The 18171-nt window shown below is 58.4% G+C and carries 20 protein-coding genes; 7 read left to right on the top strand and 13 right to left on the bottom strand.

Features of this window, described 5'->3' with window-relative positions:
• Window positions 1-30: 30 nt before the first annotated feature.
• Together FHX06_RS24395 and FHX06_RS24390 are read right to left on the bottom strand one after the other, a co-directional pair.
• Window positions 31-696, bottom strand: coding sequence for an OmpW/AlkL family protein (locus tag FHX06_RS24395; protein ID WP_113209758.1), 666 nt, complete (start codon window positions 694-696; stop codon window positions 31-33).
• 93 nt (window positions 697-789) lie between these two features.
• Complete coding sequence (locus FHX06_RS24390; RefSeq protein WP_112970928.1) at window positions 790-1317, bottom strand: MarR family winged helix-turn-helix transcriptional regulator; 528 nt, start codon at window positions 1315-1317, stop codon at window positions 790-792.
• Window positions 1318-1432: 115 nt separating this feature from the next.
• Here FHX06_RS24390 and FHX06_RS24385 point away from each other — a divergent pair, with 115 nt between their 5' ends.
• Entirely contained in the window at window positions 1433-2974 is a 1542-nt protein-coding gene (locus FHX06_RS24385) for an MDR family MFS transporter (RefSeq protein WP_113209759.1), read from the top strand.
• Window positions 2975-3356: 382 nt separating this feature from the next.
• Window positions 3357-4901, top strand: coding sequence for a M48 family metalloprotease (locus tag FHX06_RS24380; protein ID WP_113209760.1), 1545 nt, complete (start codon window positions 3357-3359; stop codon window positions 4899-4901).
• 53 nt (window positions 4902-4954) lie between these two features.
• Here the strand turns inward: FHX06_RS24380 and FHX06_RS24375 are convergent, their stop codons facing one another.
• From FHX06_RS24375 to FHX06_RS24355, 5 genes are all read right to left on the bottom strand, one after another.
• Complete coding sequence (locus FHX06_RS24375; RefSeq protein ID WP_029868975.1) at window positions 4955-5818, bottom strand: RNA polymerase factor sigma-32; 864 nt, start codon at window positions 5816-5818, stop codon at window positions 4955-4957.
• A 379-nt stretch (window positions 5819-6197) separates the two neighbouring features.
• Entirely contained in the window at window positions 6198-6770 is a 573-nt protein-coding gene (locus FHX06_RS24370; RefSeq protein ID WP_007825443.1) for a CarD family transcriptional regulator, read from the bottom strand.
• A gap of 397 nt (window positions 6771-7167) precedes the next feature.
• The gene (fdxA, locus tag FHX06_RS24365) at window positions 7168-7506 is read right to left on the bottom strand and encodes a ferredoxin FdxA (RefSeq protein WP_029868974.1); all 339 of its coding nucleotides are present in this window, start codon (window positions 7504-7506) and stop codon (window positions 7168-7170) included.
• A 196-nt stretch (window positions 7507-7702) separates the two neighbouring features.
• Complete coding sequence (locus tag FHX06_RS24360) at window positions 7703-8107, bottom strand: RNA-binding S4 domain-containing protein (protein ID WP_029868973.1); 405 nt, start codon at window positions 8105-8107, stop codon at window positions 7703-7705.
• A 2-nt stretch (window positions 8108-8109) separates the two neighbouring features.
• Entirely contained in the window at window positions 8110-11241 is a 3132-nt protein-coding gene (locus FHX06_RS24355) for a helicase-related protein (protein WP_113209845.1), read from the bottom strand.
• A gap of 859 nt (window positions 11242-12100) precedes the next feature.
• Between FHX06_RS24355 and FHX06_RS24350 the strand changes: the two genes are divergently transcribed.
• The 4 genes from FHX06_RS24350 to FHX06_RS36075 all read left to right on the top strand — a co-directional run bounded on the left by FHX06_RS24350 (window position 12101) and on the right by FHX06_RS36075 (window position 13069).
• Window positions 12101-12256: a DUF3309 family protein gene (locus FHX06_RS24350; RefSeq protein ID WP_007825451.1), complete on the top strand. Its 156-nt coding sequence runs from the start codon at window positions 12101-12103 to the stop codon at window positions 12254-12256.
• A gap of 26 nt (window positions 12257-12282) precedes the next feature.
• Entirely contained in the window at window positions 12283-12537 is a 255-nt protein-coding gene (locus FHX06_RS24345; protein WP_112544839.1) for a YMGG-like glycine zipper-containing protein, read from the top strand.
• Between the two features lie 192 nt (window positions 12538-12729).
• Window positions 12730-12876 carry a hypothetical protein gene (locus FHX06_RS24340; protein WP_183881152.1) on the top strand — a complete coding sequence of 49 codons (147 nt, stop codon included), beginning with the start codon at window positions 12730-12732 and terminating at the stop codon, window positions 12874-12876.
• A gap of 67 nt (window positions 12877-12943) precedes the next feature.
• Entirely contained in the window at window positions 12944-13069 is a 126-nt protein-coding gene (locus FHX06_RS36075) for a hypothetical protein (RefSeq protein WP_281413437.1), read from the top strand.
• Between the two features lies 1 nt (window position 13070).
• Here the strand turns inward: FHX06_RS36075 and FHX06_RS24335 are convergent, their stop codons facing one another.
• Together FHX06_RS24335 and FHX06_RS24330 are read right to left on the bottom strand one after the other, a co-directional pair.
• Window positions 13071-13796, bottom strand: coding sequence for a beta-ketoacyl-ACP reductase (locus tag FHX06_RS24335; protein WP_112544840.1), 726 nt, complete (start codon window positions 13794-13796; stop codon window positions 13071-13073).
• A 65-nt stretch (window positions 13797-13861) separates the two neighbouring features.
• A complete protein-coding gene (locus tag FHX06_RS24330) occupies window positions 13862-15043 on the bottom strand; it encodes an acetyl-CoA C-acetyltransferase (protein ID WP_113209761.1) in 1182 nt (393 codons plus the stop codon).
• A gap of 233 nt (window positions 15044-15276) precedes the next feature.
• Between FHX06_RS24330 and phaR the strand changes: the two genes are divergently transcribed.
• A complete protein-coding gene (phaR, locus tag FHX06_RS24325; protein WP_112544842.1) occupies window positions 15277-15849 on the top strand; it encodes a polyhydroxyalkanoate synthesis repressor PhaR in 573 nt (190 codons plus the stop codon).
• Here the strand turns inward: phaR and FHX06_RS24320 are convergent.
• The 4 genes from FHX06_RS24320 to FHX06_RS24305 all read right to left on the bottom strand — a co-directional run bounded on the left by FHX06_RS24320 (window position 15844) and on the right by FHX06_RS24305 (window position 18119).
• Entirely contained in the window at window positions 15844-16251 is a 408-nt protein-coding gene (locus FHX06_RS24320; RefSeq protein ID WP_112970746.1) for a hypothetical protein, read from the bottom strand. The genes phaR and FHX06_RS24320 overlap by 6 nt on opposite strands.
• A 144-nt stretch (window positions 16252-16395) precedes the next feature.
• Window positions 16396-16581: a 50S ribosomal protein L32 gene (rpmF, locus tag FHX06_RS24315; protein WP_003543812.1), complete on the bottom strand. Its 186-nt coding sequence runs from the start codon at window positions 16579-16581 to the stop codon at window positions 16396-16398.
• A 155-nt stretch (window positions 16582-16736) separates the two neighbouring features.
• Window positions 16737-17384: a glutathione S-transferase family protein gene (locus FHX06_RS24310; RefSeq protein WP_113209762.1), complete on the bottom strand. Its 648-nt coding sequence runs from the start codon at window positions 17382-17384 to the stop codon at window positions 16737-16739.
• A gap of 12 nt (window positions 17385-17396) precedes the next feature.
• Window positions 17397-18119 carry a DUF1868 domain-containing protein gene (locus FHX06_RS24305; RefSeq protein ID WP_113209846.1) on the bottom strand — a complete coding sequence of 241 codons (723 nt, stop codon included), beginning with the start codon at window positions 18117-18119 and terminating at the stop codon, window positions 17397-17399.
• Between the last annotated feature and the right edge of the window lie 52 nt (window positions 18120-18171).

The raw sequence follows: 18171 nt of genomic DNA, 5'->3' as shown, positions 1-18171 counted from the left end.
AAGAGGCGGCGCGAATCCGGCGCCTTCAGTTTAGAAGCGGTAGGTTACACCGGCGCCAATCAGCCAGGGATCGAGTTTTGCCTTGCCGCTGACATCGGCGCCGCCGACTGTCGCATCGAAATCCGGGCGCAGGAATATCTTCTTCACGTCCAGGTTCGCCCCCCAGTGTTCATCGAACATGTAGTCGAAGCCCGCCTGCAGCGCCACGCCGAACGTGTTCTTCACGTCGAGCCTGTCGGCGCTCTTGCCGGACTGGTTGTAGAAGACCGTATAGTTCACACCGGCACCGAGATAGGGCTGGAAGGCACCGAAATCGGTAAAATGATATTGAAGCGTCAGCGTTGGCGGCAAAAGCCACGCCTTGCCGATTTTTCCGAGGCCGGCAATCGAGCCTTCGCCTTGCACATTGGCATAGGTCGTGCCGAGAATGAGCTCCGCCGAAATATTGTCGGTGAAGAAATAGGAGATATCCACTTCCGGAACCACTGTGTCCGAATAGGACAGACCGGATCCGGAAATGCCATCGACCGAACCATTGTCGCGCGTGATCACGCCGAGCGCACGCAGGCGTATCTGCCATGCGCTTTGTACAGCAGCCGGTGGAGGCGCCAGATCGGCGGAAAGCGCCGCATGCCCGAAGGACACGAAAACGATGGCGGCGAAAATACCCCGCAGCCGAAGCGGATGATGTTTCATGTGAATCTCTCCTGATCTCGTCGAACGGAGAGAGACTTAGGCTTGCCTCGGACGGGTCAGCTTGAGCGAGATCAAACGCCCGGACTATTTTCTTCAGCCCGGCGTATCCTTGTCGCGGGAAAGGAAGATCGTCTCGTAGCCGCCGATGAATTTCTCGAACAGCCGCGAGAAGGTGTCGATTTCCTCCTGTGGCCAGTCCCGCACGACCTCGGAAACGAAGGCGAGCTTCTGAGCCTGGATTTCTGCCAGCAAATTCTGCCCGACCGGCGTCATGACGACGACGATCCGTCGTGCATCCGCCTGTGAGGCCTCGCGGCGCAGGACGTTGCGGCCGACCATATCGGACACGACCCGGCTCGCCCGCGATGGATCGATGCGCAGCGTCTCGGCAATGGCACCAACAGTTGCTTCGCCGTTTGCCTGAGCCCGCCTCACGGCATCGAGCACATCGAGATGCGAGAGTTCCAGATCGGGCGCCACGCTCTGAATCGCCAGCCGGCCAATCAGCCGGCGGCCCGTCATCATACGCATGCGCGTCATGGTGCGGCCGATGCGCGGCACGCTATCCATGGAAGGATCATCAAGCTCGGTCGGTCTTGTCTTGGTCAAGGTTTCATTCATGACGGAACCATAACAGACGGGAATCAAAATTAAAATATGCCAATGTCAATAACGTGCCATTGACAAATACATGACATTAGCACATAAAAAGCCGACCTAATGAAAATGGCATCCCATGGATATGCAACTCACCCCCGCACCGCTCGTAACGGATCCCCGTCGACGGCTCATCCTCTTCTTCTTCCTGATGACCGCCATGTTCATGGCCACGCTGGATAATCAGATCGTGTCCACCGCACTGCCGACCATCGTCGGCGAATTTGGTCACCTGGATCGCTTCGGTTGGGTCGGTTCGGCCTATCTGCTGTCACTGAGTGCCGTCATGCCTCTTTATGGCAAGCTCGGTGATCTCTTCGGCCGCAAATATGTGATGATGACGGCAATCGCGATCTTCACGATCGGGTCGACGGTCTGCGGTCTCGCTGTATCCATGAACACGTTGATCGCTGCGCGCGTGCTGCAAGGTTTCGGCGGCGGCGGCATCATGGTTTCGATCTTCGCCGTCAATGCCGACCTCTTCGAGCCACGCGAACGCGCCCGTTATCAAAGCTATTCCAGCCTTGTACTGATGGCTTCAGGCGCGATCGGCCCGGTCCTCGGAGGCACGATGAGCGATCTCTTCGGTTGGCGCTCGATTTTCCTCGTCAATGTCCCGATTGGCTTCATCGTGCTTACCGGCCTTGCCTTCATGCTGCCCTACCGCAAGCCGCATCGCCGACCGAAGATCGACTATGCCGGCGCGCTCCTGCTGGCGCTGACGACAACCAGCATCGTACTTGCGACCGACAGCAGCGAGCTTTTCGGTGCGCTGATCTCGCCGCAGAGCATCGGCATCGTCACCTTCGGCGTGATCTGCGCCATCACCTGGGTTTTCGTCGAGCGCCGCGCGTCGGAGCCGATCGTGCCGCTGCCGCTTTTCCGCAATTCCACGTTCAGTCTGCTGCTGGTGATCTCGATCATGGGTGGTGGCATTGCCATCGGCATGGTCAATTACCTCGCCCTTTTCCTGCAGACGACGACGGGTCTAACACCCTCGGGCGCTGGTCTGCTCTTCATCCTGCTGACGGGCGGTCTCGTCGTCGGCTCTTTGAATGCCGGCCGCATCATTTCGAAGACCGGCCGCTACAAGCCTTTTGCGATCGCCAGCATGACCTGCAGCGCCATCGCCTTTGCGCTGATCTCTCAGGTTCATGCCGGTACGCCGATTGTCTTCATCGGCGCGATCATGCTGCTGCACGGCATTGGCATCGGTCTTGCCCAGCAGGTTCCAGTCATCGGCGTTCAGAACGCCGCACCGGCCCGCGATGTGGGTGCTGCGACCGGCTCGGTGACGCTGTCGCGCATGGGCGGCGCATCGATTGCCATCTCCATCTACGGTGCGATCATTGCATCGCAGCTCGGCAGACTCGGCTCCTCCATACCGGGTGTAGCCAATATCGAGGAACTGACACCGAAAATGATGGCAGCGCTTCCCGACGCCAGCCGTCAGGCCGTGGCAGACGCCTATGCCTCCGCCTTCTCGCCGCTGTTCATGACCTCGTGCGGCATTGCTTTGATCGGTCTGGTCGCCGCCATCATGCTGAAGCCTGTACAGTTGCCCCGCGCCGGAGAACAGAAGGCCAGCCCGGCCAGCGCCACCGCCGAAGCTGCGGAATAAGCAGGAGGCGCACGACCAGCCCTGAGTCTGCTCAACTCAGTCAAATCAGAGCAACCATTAATTGCATTCTTCGCGCAGGCGTTATAGTTGCCCGTATCGGTCGCCGTACCGACCGATTTTTTCCGCAGTGCGGCCGGAATCTGCACTTGCGATGGAACTTTCGCCATAATTTCATCGGAGCCAGAAGTGCCTCGACAAGCGAGGCATTGCCGAAATGCAACGGCGCCACATTTAGATAGAGTCTCGCTATGCAACCCATGCGGAAATCGGCTACAGCAAAGACTTGGATGGGCCGATTGTGCAGTGCGAGAACCGAGGCGGAAGCCTATTGAATTTTCCTGGCAACGGCCGGCCCGAAGACGCGGCAGACCGGCGACTTAAGATGGTGCGGAGAGACAGACTGGACAGCATGACGACGTGGAAATCGCCCGCGCTTTCCAGTGATGCCATTTTTGTGCCGCTCCGTTGGGGGCGCCGTCTTCTGTTGCTGTCGGCCTGTGCAGTCGCACTGAACAGCTGCGAATCGCTGATCGAACAATCCTATCAGCCGACCGTCGGTCCTTCGTCCAATCCGCAAATCGTCGATGAAGTGCAGAAGAATGACCCGCGGGCCGCCATGGGCGCCCGCGAGCATCCGCGCATCGTTGCGAGCTATGGCGGCGAATACAAGGATGCCAAGACCGAACGTCTTGTTGCCCGCATCGCCGGCGCATTGACGGCGGTGTCGGAAAATCCGAGCCAGTCCTACCGTATCACCATCCTGAATTCACCCGCCATCAACGCCTTCGCGCTGCCAGGCGGTTATCTCTACGTCACCCGCGGCCTGCTGGCGCTCGCCAACGACGCCTCGGAAGTCGCGGCCGTGCTGTCGCACGAAATGGGCCACGTCACTGCAAACCACGGCATCGAACGGCAAAAGCGCGAAGAGGCGGAAGTCATCGCCAGCCGCGTCGTCGCCGAAGTGCTATCGAGTGATATAGCCGGCAAACAGGCGCTTGCCCGCGGCAAGCTGCGTCTCGCCGCATTCTCCCGTCAGCAGGAACTGCAGGCAGACGTTATCGGCGTACGCATGCTCGGCGAAGCCGGCTATGATCCCTATGCCGCAGCCCGATTCCTTGATTCCATGGCTGCCTATAGCCGCTTCATGTCGGTCGATCCCGAGGCCGACCAGAGCCTGGACTTCCTGTCGAGCCATCCGAACTCCGCCCAACGCATCGAGCTTGCCCGCAGCCATGCCCGCGCCTTCGGCCAAGAGGGCTCGGTCGGCGACAAGGGCCGTGACTATTATCTCGATGGCATTGATGGCCTTCTCTATGGCGACAGCCCGGAAGAGGGATATGTGCGCGGCCAGACATTCCTGCACGGCGGCCTCGGCATCCGCTTTGACGTGCCGCCCGACTTCAGCATCGACAACAAGGTCGAGGCCGTCATGGCAACCGGTCCGAACGATATCGCCATCCGCTTTGACGGCGTGGCGGACAACCAGAACCAGAGCCTGACGAATTACATTTCCAGCGGCTGGGTTACCGGCCTCGATCCTTCGACCATCCAGCCGATCAACGTCAATGGCATGGAGGCTGCGACCGCGCGCGCCACTGCCGACCGCTGGGACTTCGACGTCACTGTCATCAGAAACAACAACCAGATCTTCCGCTTTCTGACAGCAGTGCCGAAGGGAAACCCTTCACTGGAGCCGACGGCAAACGTTCTACGTACGAGCTTCCGCCGTATGACGCCGGATGAGGCAGCTTCGCTGAAACCCCTGCGCGTGCGGGTGGTCACGGTCCGCCCCGGCGACAATATTACTACGCTCGCCTCCCGCATGATGGGCACCGATCGCAAGCTCGATCTCTTCAAGCTGATCAACGCCCTGCCGACGGGCGCTGCCGTTTCTCCTGGCGACCGCGTGAAGATCATCTCCGAATAAAAAAGGCCCGGCTTATACCGGGCCAGTCTGTGCTGCTGGGGAGTAATTCCTGGTCAGGCATAGGCTGCCATGTGCGGATCGGCGCTGACGAGTGCTGTACGAAGCTTTTCCATCGCCCTGCTTTCGATCTGGCGCACGCGCTCCTTGGAAATGCCAAGGTCAGCGCCGAGTTCTTCGAGTGTCGCCCCGTCTTCGGCCAGCCGGCGCGCGCTGATGATCTTCATTTCACGCTCGTTGAGATGCTTGAGGGCAGATGCAAGCCAGATCCGGCGACGTTCGCCATCAATCATGTTGGAAACCTGCTCATCCGGCAGCGGTTCATCGCTGACGAGGAAATCCATCTTCTCGGCACTGTCGGCATCACCCGAAACGGAAGGCGCCTGCAGCGAGGCGTCGTTGCCGGAAAGGCGCGCATCCATGGTCTGCACGTCGGCAAGGCTGACACCGAGAGCAGCGGCAATTTCCTGATGAATGGATTGCAGCGTCAACTGCGTGTCGCCCTTGGCGAGCTTGGCGCGCAGACGGCGCAGATTGAAGAACAACGCCTTCTGAGCCGAACTCGTGCCACCGCGCACGATCGACCAGTTGCGCAGGATATAGTCCTGGATCGAGGCGCGGATCCACCAGCTTGCATAGGTGGAAAAGCGAACATCGCGTGCCGGTTCGAAACGAGCTGCTGCCTCCAGAAGCCCGACATAACCTTCCTGTACGAGGTCGCTCATCGGCAGGCCGAAATTGCGGAACTTGCCTGCCATGGAAATGACGAGGCGCATATGCGCCATGGCAATCTGGTTGCGAGCGCCACGGTCCTCGTGATCCTTCCAGCGGATCGCCAGATTGTGCTCTTCTTCACGGGCAAGATAGGGAGCCGCCATTGCTATTTTGATCATGCGCCGATCTGCAGACATGTTCTTCATAATCGCTCTCCTAAATGGGCCACGTGCCTAAAAATGAACAAGCAAACACCGTTTCCGGAACATCACTGAACCAGAGCAAAACAGGGTCTTGAATGCATAAAGGCCTCCTCCTGGACTTTTCAGGAGGAGGCCCTATCTCTCTTCATGTGCCGGCAAGACGGCAGGGTTGGATCTGTTTCTTGAGGTTGCCGCAAAGGCAAATTCTGGAAATCATGATCCGCTCCTCATCGAACGCTGACAGCTCCAGCGGCTTCAGACCGAGCTTCATGAGCTCTGGTGAGTCCGCATTACTGTGTATGAACGTCGCAACGGCAAAAAAGTTCCAATAAAAAACCCGGCTCCAAGGCCGGGTTTTTTTGTCAGCAAAAACAAAGCTCTATCAAGCGGCTTCGTCCTGCGAGTCGTCTTCCTCGATTACCTTGCCACGCTTCGGACCCTTGTTAAGGTTGGTCTCGACGAGGCGAACAGCTTCGGTTTCAGACATCTTGTTGACGGCAGCGATTTCGCGAGCCATGCGATCGAGAGCTGCTTCATAAAGCTGGCGCTCGGAATAGGATTGCTCCGGCTGGTTCTCGGCACGGTAAAGGTCACGAACGACTTCTGCGATGGAAATCAGGTCGCCGGAATTGATCTTGGCATCATATTCCTGGGCGCGGCGGGACCACATGGTGCGCTTGACGCGAGCCTTGCCCTGCACGACCTTGAGAGCGCGCTCGACGAAATCGGTCTCGGAAAGCTTGCGCATGCCGATGCTCATGGCTTTCGCGACCGGAACCTTCAGACGCATCTTGTCCTTTTCGAAATCGATGACGAAAAGTTCAAGCTTCATGCCGGCGACTTCTTGCTCTTCGATAGCCGTGATGGTACCGACGCCGTGTGCGGGGTACACGATCGATTCACCAGTCTTGAAGCCGTGACGTGCGGTAGAAGGTTTTTTCTGCTGGGTGGTCATTCTAATCAAAAACTCCCTGTTACGCTTCCGGCGGCGGCCGGAGCCGGGTCAGTCAGGCCCGGATGAGACGGTTAAATCCGTCGGGTGACTTCACTCTGGTTCCACCAGACAGAAGCAAAAGGTCTCCTTGCGCGCGATCTTGGGATCCGACAGCTCAAGTTATTGATATGTCACGGAAACCGCGTGCGGATTTGTTTTACTTTCGTGATGGTTTTGGGCATGCGTCATGCCACAAATGGAACAGTGTGGTGAACGTATCACAAAAATATGAGGAAATCAATAATTTGCTTAACGTGAGTCATGTCGGCAACACATAGCCTCCATGTGACTCACGCGTAATCTGAAACGTTTAACCTGCCGCTGAACCCGGTTTCAACAGCATTGCACGCCGCGATTTTCAGTCGCCGCTGCCAGGCTTTTCCGAGAAGTATTTCTCGAATTTTCCAGCCTCGCCGTCCAGTTCCTTGGCCTCGGCCATCGGCTCTTTCTTGACGGTGATGTTCGGCCAGATGCTCGCATATTCGGCGTTGATCTTCAGCCATTTGTCGAGACCCGGCTCGGTATCGGGCTTGATCGCCTCAGCGGGACATTCCGGCTCGCAAACGCCACAGTCGATACACTCGTCGGGATGAATGACGAGGAAATTCTCGCCCTCGTAGAAACAGTCGACGGGGCAGACTTCAACACAATCGGTGTATTTGCAGCGGATGCAATTGTCGGTCACGACATAGGTCATGAAGAACTCCAGGATTTTCCATGCGGGCGGGGCCGGGCAACCTGGAACGTCGCGCCTGTCCCCTAAGCCGGAGATAAAGCGTGTACAGGCTTGGGAGGCAAGCACGCTACCCGGCAGGTTGTGTGTGACGTATCGACTTTACGGCAGGATTTCAAGGACAAACGATCTTCGAAAAGCCCACGGCAGGAAGAGTTTTCTAATCCTCGTCCGACATAAGCCTGTCAATTGCGCGCCGTTCCTTTTTCGTCGGTCTTCCGGAGCCGGTCGCCCGAATGGCCTGCTCATAGGGGGTGAGGCGTTTTGCCTCATCCGGAGGTGGCGACAGATCCTCATAGAGCAGCTTCGCCTCCTCATAGGGTCCGCGCCGGTCGCCCGGCAGGCGAACGACGAGAACGACGTCCCTTCGCTCCAGCGTCAGCTCCACCCGATCGCCTACCTTGACCGTCTGGCTCGGCTGCCCACAGCGCGTACCGTTGATGCTGACGTGGCCGGACTGGATATGGCTCTGCGCCAGCGAGCGCGATTTCACCATGCGCGCGAAGAACAGCCATTTGTCGATGCGCTGGCGCGAACCGCTTCCTGGCTGTGTCTCTGCGCCCATGATTACTTCTTCATCTGCTCCTTGAGAGCTGCAAGCTTGGCGAAGGGTGAATCCGGATCGATCGGCTTCTCCTTGCGCGGCGGCTTGGCTTCGAAGCGCAGCGGCTGCGAATTGCCGCGATTGTTGTTACGGTCGTTGCGATCACCGCGATCCTTGCGGTCACCACGGTCCTGGCGATCGCCGCGCTGCTCGTTGCGGTCATTACGCGCGTTCTGAGGCCTGCCCCCATCGCGATTGACGCCGTCCCGGTTGCCGTCGCGATTGCCGCCATCCCGGTTGCGGTTTTGATTGCGATTGCCGTCCCGGCCCTCGCCGCCTTCACCACCTTGACGGCGATTGTTGCGCTCACCGCGGTCCTGACCCTGGCCTTGACCCTGGCTCTGTCCGCCACGGCGATCGCCATGGCCGCGTGCCTGCCGCGGGTTCTCGTTTCGGCCACCAAGGCGCCACAGGAGAACCGGCTTCGGTTCTGCAGCCTCGGTCTCGCCGGCTTCTGCCGAACCTTCGGCGACAGAAGGCGTTTCCGCAGCTACAGATGCAGCTTCGACGACCGGCGTTTCTTCCGAAGCACCGTCTGCGTCATCATGGTCGGCCTTTTCAGCCGTTTCTTCTGCCGCGGGTTCCGCCGTCGCCGCCGGGGCAGATGATGCATCCTGTGTCGCAAGGAATGCGGCCGCTTCCTCAGCCTTCACGGCATCGGCGCGGTAGCCGAGACCCTTGAGGATCTCTTCCATGTCTTCGAGCGTCGCGCCGAGAATAGACAGCATCGCCGTCGTCGTCGTGAAGCGGCGACCGTCATATGCGCCTTCCGGGCGCGTGCCCTGACCCGGCTTCCATTGCAGGAGCGGACGGATGAGGTCGGCCAGACGCTCGAGAATATCGATACGCACGGCGCGCTTGCCGAGGAACCGGAAGCCCGCCAGTTTGTAGAACATGCGCTCGAAGCTCGGATCCGTGACCACTGAGGTGCGGCCGGCAGCGAGCACCGGAATGAGGTCGCCATAACCTGCCTTGTCGAGGCCATCGTTCTTCAGCGCCCAAAGCAGGGTGATGAGCTCTGCCGGTGCCGGCTTCAGAAGCGCCGGCACGAAGATATGATAAGCGCCGAAGCGGATACCATAGCGACGCATGGAGGCGCGCGCATCCTGATCCAGAGACTTCACTTCTTCCGTCACGTCGCGGCGGAAGAGCACGCCGAGATTCTCGACGAGCTGGAAGGCAAGCCCCTTGGCAAGGCCCTGCAGGTCTTCGGCACGCGACAGATCGTCGAGCGGCTTCAGGACCGTGCTGATATGATGATTGACGAAACGTTCGATACGGGCGGCGACATGGTCGCGCGCGTTGCCCGTAAGCTGGTCGTCGGCAAGCAGGATGACGCGCGGACGCATCACATGGTCGCTGCCCGAAAGACGGCCAACGGGATCGCCGAGCCAACGCACGAGTCCATCCGAGCCGATCGCCAGATCGGCATTGCCCGCGGCATGCAGGCGCGCGGCGCGAGCTTCGAATTCGAGCCCAAGCGCCTTTTGCGACGCAGCCTGAACCGCCTTGGCGTCCGGCCCGTCCGTTCCACCGACAGGCGTAAAGCGGAACCCGGTCAACTGCCCCACATGATGTCCTTCAACAAAGACATCGCCATTCACACTGATTTCAGCTTCCAGCATCGCATTCTCTCTCAGGCGCTTCATGAGCACAGATGTCCTGCGATCAACAAAGCGTTTCGTCAACCTTTCATGTAACGCATCGGACAATCGATCTTCGATTTCCCGCGTCTTTTCCTGCCAGTGTGTCGGATCGGCAAGCCAGCCGGGCCGATTCGATACATAGGTCCAGGTTCTTATCTGCGCGATTCGCGCCGAAAGCGTGTCAATTTCTCCATCTGTCCGATCCGAACGGTGAACTTGTTCGGCGAGAAACTGCTCATTCACCGTGCCATAGCGCACCAGATCGGAAAAGAGGGTAGAAATAAGATCGGCATGTTGCGCAGGCGTTATGCGCCGATAGTCCGGCAAAGCGCAAGCCTCCCAGAGCTTTTCGACCCGCGCAGGCGTATTGGCGAGGTCGACGATTTCCGGATAACGCGACAAATGTTCAAGCGCCTGTTGGTCGACAGCGGGCAACGCCCGCGTCAGGCCCGGCACGCGGGGACCGGTCTCAAGGCTTGCCCGCAGGGATTGTATCGTCGAGAAATCGAGATCCTTGGTCCGCCACTGCAGAACCTTGACGTTGTCAAACTCGTGGCCCTCGATGCGCTGCACGAGCTCCTCGTCGAAGGGTGAAACCTGGCCGGTTACACCAAAGGTTCCATCGCGCACATGGCGACCGGCGCGACCGGCGATCTGGCCGAGTTCGCCTGGATTGAGATTACGGAACTGATAGCCGTCAAACTTCCGATCCTGCGCGAAGGCCACATGATCGACATCGAGATTGAGGCCCATGCCGATCGCATCGGTCGCAACGAGATATTCGACGTCGCCCGCCTGATAGAGCGCTACCTGGGCATTGCGGGTACGCGGGCTGAGCGCTCCGAGCACGACGGCCGCACCGCCGCGCTGGCGCCGGATCAGCTCCGCGATCGCATAAACTTCATCAGCCGAGAAGGCGACGATCGCCGAACGCTGCGGCAACCGAGTAATCTTCTTCTGCCCGGCATAGAGAAGATGAGAAAGCCGCGGCCGCTCCGTGACCGTAATTCCCGGCAGGAGCTGCTGCAGGATCGGCCGCATGGTGCCGGCGCCCAATAGAAGCGTCTCCTCGCGGCCGCGCAGATGCAGGATCCGGTCCGTAAAGATGTGACCGCGCTCGAGATCGCCCGCAAGCTGCACTTCGTCGATGGCGACGAAGGCAGCCTTGGTTTCCCGCGGCATCGCCTCGACTGTACAAACGGAAAAACGCGCGTTCGGCGGCGAGATCTTTTCTTCGCCGGTCACCAGCGCCACGTTCTGGGCGCCGACCTTTTCGACCACGCGCGTATAGACCTCACGCGCCAGCAATCGGAGCGGCAGGCCGATCACACCAGTGCCATGCGCCACCATGCGTTCGATTGCATAATGGGTCTTGCCGGTATTGGTCGGTCCGAGCACCGCGGTCACACCGCGCCCGCTCAGTATCATCGGCTGCGAAGTCAGGGTCATGGTCCATGCAAGTGAGGCGATAGCGCCCAGGGTCAAGTCGGAGCTTCGGATGAGGCAGAGAACACATGGACAGCCAAAGCTCCAAACGCAAGGGCGGATTTGAAATAGACTTTGGATTGAGCACAGAAGTCACAGCCCGCTAAGTCCTTGATTTAAGATTCGGAACAGCTTGAGAACGAATCGGAGACGAATCGCTGACTCCGGCTGATTCAGCTTTTGTTCACGGCTAAGTATTGATTTTGAATCGCTTTTTTACACTAGATACTGAATCTGCAACATTACCTGAGGACTGGTGGCGGCAGCTGCCGTTAACGCTTGTTGCCGAATCGTAAAGGCGCAAAGGTCAAGCCTGAAATTAACGCTTCGACCAAAGCCGGAACGAACCGGAGACGAATCGCTAAAGCCGAGGCTTTCCCTTTTCGTTCACGGCGAGATCTTGTGCGCATTTTCGCACCGATCCCAAGATACGGATTCCGGATTTGCTATGGCCACTCCGGACCGCCGGAAGCCATTAATCTTTTACATGCCAAATTTACGGAGCATTAAACCGGCCGGTGCCGACGATCCGGTAAAAGGTCATGGCCGATCAAAGCCGGAACGAATCGCTGACGAATCGGAGACATCTCCATTTTCCCGCTTTGTTCACCGCAACATATTGTATTAAAAGATATTTTTAACCATACTTAGAAAATGTCCGATGGCATTTCGCCGACTTGCTTTCCACGAAACCGGCTAAAGTCGGCTTCCGTTGCAACAGCTGATAACGCCGCCGTGATATTCTGAGAGCTTAGCCGGGAACAAAATTCGCCGATGTGGGTTTCTAGTCCAGTCGAAATGAGGATGAGGCAGGACAAATACCATGCTTGGCACGATACTTCTTATTATCCTTATACTGTTATTGGTCGGCGCCTTGCCGAATTGGGGTTATAGCCGCGGATGGGGCTATGGACCTTCAGGTGGTTTGGGGTTAGTTCTCGTCATCATTATCATTCTTGTGCTGATGGGCCGAATTTAAAGGCCGATAACCTGGGGAGTTTAGACATGAAGAAGATCATCCTTAGCTGCGCTCTCATTGGCGCTCTCGCATCCTGCACTCCGACGGAGCAGGGCACGGCGATTGGCGCCGGCACGGGCGCAATCATCGGTGGCGCTGTCACCAACAGCTGGGGTGGCGCGGCAGTTGGCGCAGTCGCCGGCGGTCTGACAGGCGCGCTGATCGGCCATTCGGTCGAACGTCAGGGTTACTGCATCTATCGCGACCGTTACGGTCGCCGCTACGAAGCGCGTTGCCGCTGATCGATCCTGGCCCATCGGAATTTTTGGACGGGCGCTTCGGCGCCCGTTTTTGTTGCCCGCTATGGTCGTCAACGCGGCGTTGACAATCGGTCGCTGAAGTCAAATCTACCGCTTTGGCATACCTGAGCCCATATCCCTTTCAAGATCGCAGGCAGAGCATGTGCCGCCCGCGAAGAGAAAGGAGCGCTTACCATGGCCCAGATTTTCTTGAATTCCGCCGTCGCTATCCTGCTCGCCTCAGCCTTCCTGACGACGGCAATCGCCGCTCTCCGCAGCCACGACCGCGCCGTTCAGCAAGTGCCCGTCAGAGCCAATAAACGGCGCAATCCAAACGCCTGACAGCATCAACGAAACCGAAGCCGCGGACGGCAACTATCCGAGCGCTCGTCCGCGGGGAGACATCACCATGAACAGGATCATCGCGATCGCCGCCCTCATCACCATTGTGCTTGCCGCCTATGGCGCATCTGCCGGCCCCTATGACGGAACCGGCAGCTTCCCGAGCAACTACGCTCACAGCCACAAGAAATAATTCAGGCGAAGAACTGACCGCCATTGGCGGTCAAAGTCGAACCGGTAATGAACCCGGCATCGTCGGAAACGAGGAAGGTCACGCAGCGCGCGATCTCCTCGGGTTCGCCGAGGCGCCCGACCGGAATTTGCGGAATAATCTTCTCGTTCAGTACCTTTTCCGGCACCGCAAGCACCATCTCCGTCCCGATATAGCCGGGGCAAATGGCATTGACGGTGATATTCTTGACCGCCCCTTCCTGGGCAAGTGCCTTGGTAAATCCGAGGTCGCCCGCTTTCGCGGCAGAATAGTTCACTTGCCCCATCTGGCCCTTCTGGCCGTTGATGGAGGAGATATTGACGATGCGGCCGAAGCTGCGGTCGCGCATGCCGCTCCAGACATGGTGCGTCATGTTGAAGAGGCCGGTGAGGTTGGTATTGATCACCTCGTGCCACTGCTGGGCCGTCATCTTGTGAAACATAGCATCACGAGTGATGCCAGCATTGTTGACGAGGATTTCGACCGGGCCGAGATCGGCCTGGACCTTTGCTATGCCTTCGCCGCAGGCAACATAGTCTGAGACGTCCCACTTGAAGACGGGCACGCCGGTAACACCATGAAATGCTTTGGCCTTTTCATCATTGCCGGCATAGTTGGCAGCAACCTTGTAGCCGGCATTCTTTAGAGCCATCGAAATCGCCGCGCCAATGCCGCGCGTACCCCCAGTGACCAAAGCCACTCTGCTCATGCTTCGCTCCCTCTTGTTGTCAACTCGCCCTCAGTCGCACTCGATGAACATACATCGTGTGCTATTTACATTGCTTCGAAGCACATGGCGACGCCCATGCCGCCGCCGATGCACAATGTGGCAAGGCCTTTCTTGGCGCCGCGGCGCTTCATCTCGAAGAGCAGTGTGTTGAGAACGCGGGCACCCGAAGCACCGATCGGATGACCGATCGCGATCGCACCGCCATTGACGTTGACGATATCAGAATCCCATCCGAGATCCTTGTTCACGGCACAGGCCTGGGCCGCAAAGGCCTCATTGGCCTCGACAAGGTCGAGGTCGGCGACAGACCAGCCGGCCTTTTCCAGCGCCTTGCGGGAAGCAGGGATTGGGCCAGTGCCCATGACCTGGGGATCGACACCTGCTGTTGCCCAGGAAACGATGCGGGCGAGCGGCTGGATGCCGCGTCGCGACGCTTCCGCTTCGCTCATCAGGACGGCTGCAGCAGCGCCGTCGTTGAGGCCGGAGGCATTTGCCGCGGTCACCGTGCCGTCCTTGTCGAACGCCGGCCGCAGCTTCGTCATCGCCTCCAGCGTCGCGCCGTGGCGGATATATTCGTCTGCATCAACGGTTACGTCACCCTTGCGGCCCTGGATGATGAAGGGAACGATTTCGTCCTTGAAGCGGCCAGCCTTCTGCGCGGCTTCGGCCTTGTTCTGCGAGCCGACGGCGAATTGGTCCTGGTCGTCACGCGAAAGCTGCCACTGGCGTGCGATATTTTCGGCGGTAACGCCCATGTGATAGCCGTAAAAGGCGTCGGTCAGACCGTCCTTGATCATGGTGTCGATCATCTTCATGTCGCCCATCTTCACGCCGCCGCGCAAATGCGCCGCATGCGGCGCCATCGACATGGATTCCTGACCGCCGGCGACGATGATCTTCGCATCACCGAGCGCAATCTGCTGCATGCCGAGGGCAACGGCACGCAGACCTGAACCGCAGAGCTGGTTGACGCTCCAGGCCGTCGCCTCCTTGGGAACGCCTGCCTTCATTGCTGCCTGACGAGCGGGGTTCTGGCCTTCGCCGGCCTGCAGGACCTGGCCAAGAATGACCTCGTCCACATCTTCAGGGGAAACACCTGCCCGCTCGAGCGCGCCCTTGACGGCGGCTGCGCCGAGCTCGTGAGCGGGAATTGTGCCGAAAGCACCGTTGAAGGAACCGACAGCGGTGCGCGCTGCAGAGGCGATGACGACGGATGAACTGCTCATGGGGTGGTTTCCTCGTTTCTCGTCACACATATAAGTGGAAACTGACAAAGCTGCAGGCGCAAGTCAAATGCCAACACCGTTCCACCTTTTGCTGCAGCGCCCTCGAATGGATTTATCCGTACAGGGAAAGGGCTTGCCGCATCGCACAAAGAGATTGTCACCGCCCTTCTTTTGCGTCTACAGTCTCTGGCGGGGGAGTATCCATACAATCAGACGGGGTTTGGGAGACTGATATGGCGAAGACTGAGGGTCAGATCGTAATCAAGAAATATGCCAATCGCCGCCTCTACAATACGGGCACCAGCACCTATGTGACGCTGGAAGACCTGGCGGAGATGGTGAAGAAGGGGGAGGATTTTGTCGTTCAGGACGCCAAAAGCGGTGACGACATCACGCATTCGGTATTGACCCAGATTATTTTCGAGCAGGAATCGAAGACCGGCAACACGCTGCTTCCGATCTCTTTCCTGCGTCAGCTGATCACCTATTACGGCGACCAGATGCAGATGGTCGTACCGAGCTTCCTCGAACATTCCATGCGCGCCTTCACGGAGCAGCAGTCACAGATCCGCGAGCAGGTAAACCGCGCCTTTGGCGAAACACCGCTCGGCAAGAACCTGCAGCTTCCCATGCAGATGGTCGAAGATCAGGTCCGCCGGAATACCGAGATGTTTCAGCAGGCCATGCAGATGTTCTCGCCCTTCATGACGCCACCGCCCAAGGAAACCCGCAAGGCGGAAGCCAAGGACATCGATGAGCTGAAGGAACAGCTTCGCGCGCTGCAGAACAAGCTCGACAGCCTATAGGCCGATCGAAACGTCCCGGTTGGCACTGCGGATCGATACCGCAAAGCCGCCAATCACATCGATCAGCGCAATGGTCATCAGGATGAAGAAGACCTGGGTCGCTGCGTCCTGGACGAGGAGAAACTCGACCAGGAAGGCGATGAAGACCAACATCGACAGCATATGGTTGATGAGGTTGCCGGAACCGTTCCGGGTTGCCTTCAGGATCTCGAAGAAGAGGACGACGAGCGCTACGACGATAAAGAGGTCGCCGAGCGCCATACTCCAGATTGCGCCCGAAAGCATCGACAGTACGATCACGTCATGCTGGAGCGACGGAATGCCGCCACCGCCCATCAGGCCCAACATCGCCAGATTGTAAAGAATAAATGGAATAACCATCAGCGGTATTGTGTTAATCATGCAGAAATATCTCCCCGATCTCGCGGGAATACTGCCTGATATCAGCGTCTCACTTCAAGACACCGAAGATTATAATATCTCGAAAAGAAAAAGGCCGGCGTTGAGCCGGCCTTCAAAACTTCATCGGACAAGCCGCATAAAGAATTATGCGCTTTCCTTCGGCGTCAGAACCTGACGGCCACGGTACATACCGGTCTTCAGATCGATATGGTGCGGGCGGCGCAGTTCGCCGGAGTTCTTGTCTTCGACATAGGTCGGAGCCTTCAGCGCATCGGCCGAACGGCGCATGCCGCGCTTGGACGGGCTCGTTTTTCTCTTCGGTACAGCCATTTCTCTTACTCCACTTGCGGGCAAAACATATCCGCGGCCAGACTGGCGGCCGAAACGGACATGTCGCGATTTCGGAATTTTGCGCGCTTATACATGCAAGGGGCCGCCTTGACCAGTCCCCATATGTATTTTTTGCGATGCCTCTGATTCTCCGCTCAGACTTCGTCTTCCGGGACGATCCACGGCTCTGCGCGGGCTGCTTCTTCCCACTTCCGCCAGGCGGGATGCGCCTTCATCGCATTCATATAAGGCAGTATATCGGCACTGCTGACGAGATCATAGATATCGAAGCGGTTGACGACAGGCGCAAACATCGCATCAACCCCGCTGAATTCACCGAAGAGGAACGGCCCACCGGATTTCTGCAGAAGATCGCGCCAGATCGTCTCGATACGGCTGATATCGGCGGAAACCCCGTCGGGAAGCGCGATTTTACCCTTGGGCCGGCGGATATTCATCGGGCAGGCACTGCGCAATGCCCGGAAGCTCGAAAGCATCTCCATGGAAACCGAGCGGGCAAGCGCCCGCTTGGCACGATCGCCGGGCAGCAATCCTGCTTCGGGATAAAGCTCGGCCACATATTCGATAATCGCGAAGGATTCCCAGATCTTAAGGGAACCATGCTGCAGCAGGGGCACATGGCCGCTCGGCGAGACCGCCTTGATTTTGGGATTACCATCAGGATAGTCGAAGGGGATCAACACCTCCTCGAAATCAATGCCGACGCCCGCTAGCGCCATCCACGGCCGGAACGACCAGGAAGAGTAGTTCTTGTTGGCGATGTAAAGCGTCAGCTTGTGCATGGTGTTTTCCTGTCAGGGTTCGAAATCGAAAATCAGCACTTCGTGGAAGTGGTTCATATCCTCGAACACACAGAAGGCGGGCGGATTGAGCTCCAGCACAGGCGCCCTGGTGCGGATATGATCTGTCACCTCGTCAAGCATCGCCTGCCAGCGCGGCAGCGCCTCGTCTTCCAGCCGCTCGATCGGGTAGGCAAAAGTCATATGGAACTTATAGTTCTCATGGTTGGGCTGACGATAACCCAGGAGATTTGCGAATGCGTCGCGCCAGGCGCGCATCACCTTGCGGTCACCCTCTGTCGCCCCCTCGAGAAGCAGGCCGGACGGACGAGCTTCGACGATTGCCACCTTGAAGGGATCGAACATCGTGAAGCCTTCGAGCCGTGCCGCAATGAGCTCCGTCATGTCGTCGATCGGCGCATCGAGTGGAATGTCATCGGGCCAGTGGTTCTTCTTGCGGCCGGTCTCGATCACACCTTCGAAAAGCGTCATATGGAGACTGGTGATGGGCGTGAAGATGAATTGCGCGGCCTCCGGCATCGCCAGATATTTCTCACGCGCTTCGATGAGCACCTGCAGCGTTTGTGAGCTCCGCGGGGGATGGCAGACAATCGTGTTCCCCTGCTCCGGCTGGAAGCCCCCGAGTTTGTGGTAGCGGGAGCCGAGATGCACTGGCGGAGCGGGATTGTGCGTCTTCGAATAGTGGAGAAGCTCGGGCGAAAGCGTCGTAGATGTCATGGGCGACTCGGGGCTTTGGTTGCTGATGCATCGCCCATATGGCAGAACCAAG

Source organism: Rhizobium sp. BK512, assembly GCF_014194915.1.
Classification (GTDB): Bacteria; Pseudomonadota; Alphaproteobacteria; order Rhizobiales; family Rhizobiaceae; genus Rhizobium.
This window is presented reverse-complemented; position numbering and strand designations above follow the sequence as displayed.

Bases quoted from the DNA above. Each gene is read 5' to 3' on its own strand.
- FHX06_RS24395 (WP_113209758.1), bottom strand. From the start codon at position 696: ATGAAACATCATCCGCTTCGGCTGCGGGGTATTTTCGCCGCCATCGTT.
- FHX06_RS24390 (WP_112970928.1), bottom strand. From the start codon at position 1,317: ATGAATGAAACCTTGACCAAGACAAGACCGACCGAGCTTGATGATCCT.
- FHX06_RS24385 (WP_113209759.1), top strand. From the start codon at position 1,433: ATGGATATGCAACTCACCCCCGCACCGCTCGTAACGGATCCCCGTCGA.
- FHX06_RS24380 (WP_113209760.1), top strand. From the start codon at position 3,357: ATGGTGCGGAGAGACAGACTGGACAGCATGACGACGTGGAAATCGCCC.
- FHX06_RS24375 (WP_029868975.1), bottom strand. From the start codon at position 5,818: ATGAAGAACATGTCTGCAGATCGGCGCATGATCAAAATAGCAATGGCG.
- FHX06_RS24370 (WP_007825443.1), bottom strand. From the start codon at position 6,770: ATGACCACCCAGCAGAAAAAACCTTCTACCGCACGTCACGGCTTCAAG.
- fdxA (WP_029868974.1), bottom strand. From the start codon at position 7,506: ATGACCTATGTCGTGACCGACAATTGCATCCGCTGCAAATACACCGAT.
- FHX06_RS24360 (WP_029868973.1), bottom strand. From the start codon at position 8,107: ATGGGCGCAGAGACACAGCCAGGAAGCGGTTCGCGCCAGCGCATCGAC.
- FHX06_RS24355 (WP_113209845.1), bottom strand. From the start codon at position 11,241: ATGACCCTGACTTCGCAGCCGATGATACTGAGCGGGCGCGGTGTGACC.
- FHX06_RS24350 (WP_007825451.1), top strand. From the start codon at position 12,101: ATGCTTGGCACGATACTTCTTATTATCCTTATACTGTTATTGGTCGGC.
- FHX06_RS24345 (WP_112544839.1), top strand. From the start codon at position 12,283: ATGAAGAAGATCATCCTTAGCTGCGCTCTCATTGGCGCTCTCGCATCC.
- FHX06_RS24340 (WP_183881152.1), top strand. From the start codon at position 12,730: ATGGCCCAGATTTTCTTGAATTCCGCCGTCGCTATCCTGCTCGCCTCA.
- FHX06_RS36075 (WP_281413437.1), top strand. From the start codon at position 12,944: ATGAACAGGATCATCGCGATCGCCGCCCTCATCACCATTGTGCTTGCC.
- FHX06_RS24335 (WP_112544840.1), bottom strand. From the start codon at position 13,796: ATGAGCAGAGTGGCTTTGGTCACTGGGGGTACGCGCGGCATTGGCGCG.
- FHX06_RS24330 (WP_113209761.1), bottom strand. From the start codon at position 15,043: ATGAGCAGTTCATCCGTCGTCATCGCCTCTGCAGCGCGCACCGCTGTC.
- phaR (WP_112544842.1), top strand. From the start codon at position 15,277: ATGGCGAAGACTGAGGGTCAGATCGTAATCAAGAAATATGCCAATCGC.
- FHX06_RS24320 (WP_112970746.1), bottom strand. From the start codon at position 16,251: ATGATTAACACAATACCGCTGATGGTTATTCCATTTATTCTTTACAAT.
- rpmF (WP_003543812.1), bottom strand. From the start codon at position 16,581: ATGGCTGTACCGAAGAGAAAAACGAGCCCGTCCAAGCGCGGCATGCGC.
- FHX06_RS24310 (WP_113209762.1), bottom strand. From the start codon at position 17,384: ATGCACAAGCTGACGCTTTACATCGCCAACAAGAACTACTCTTCCTGG.
- FHX06_RS24305 (WP_113209846.1), bottom strand. From the start codon at position 18,119: ATGACATCTACGACGCTTTCGCCCGAGCTTCTCCACTATTCGAAGACG.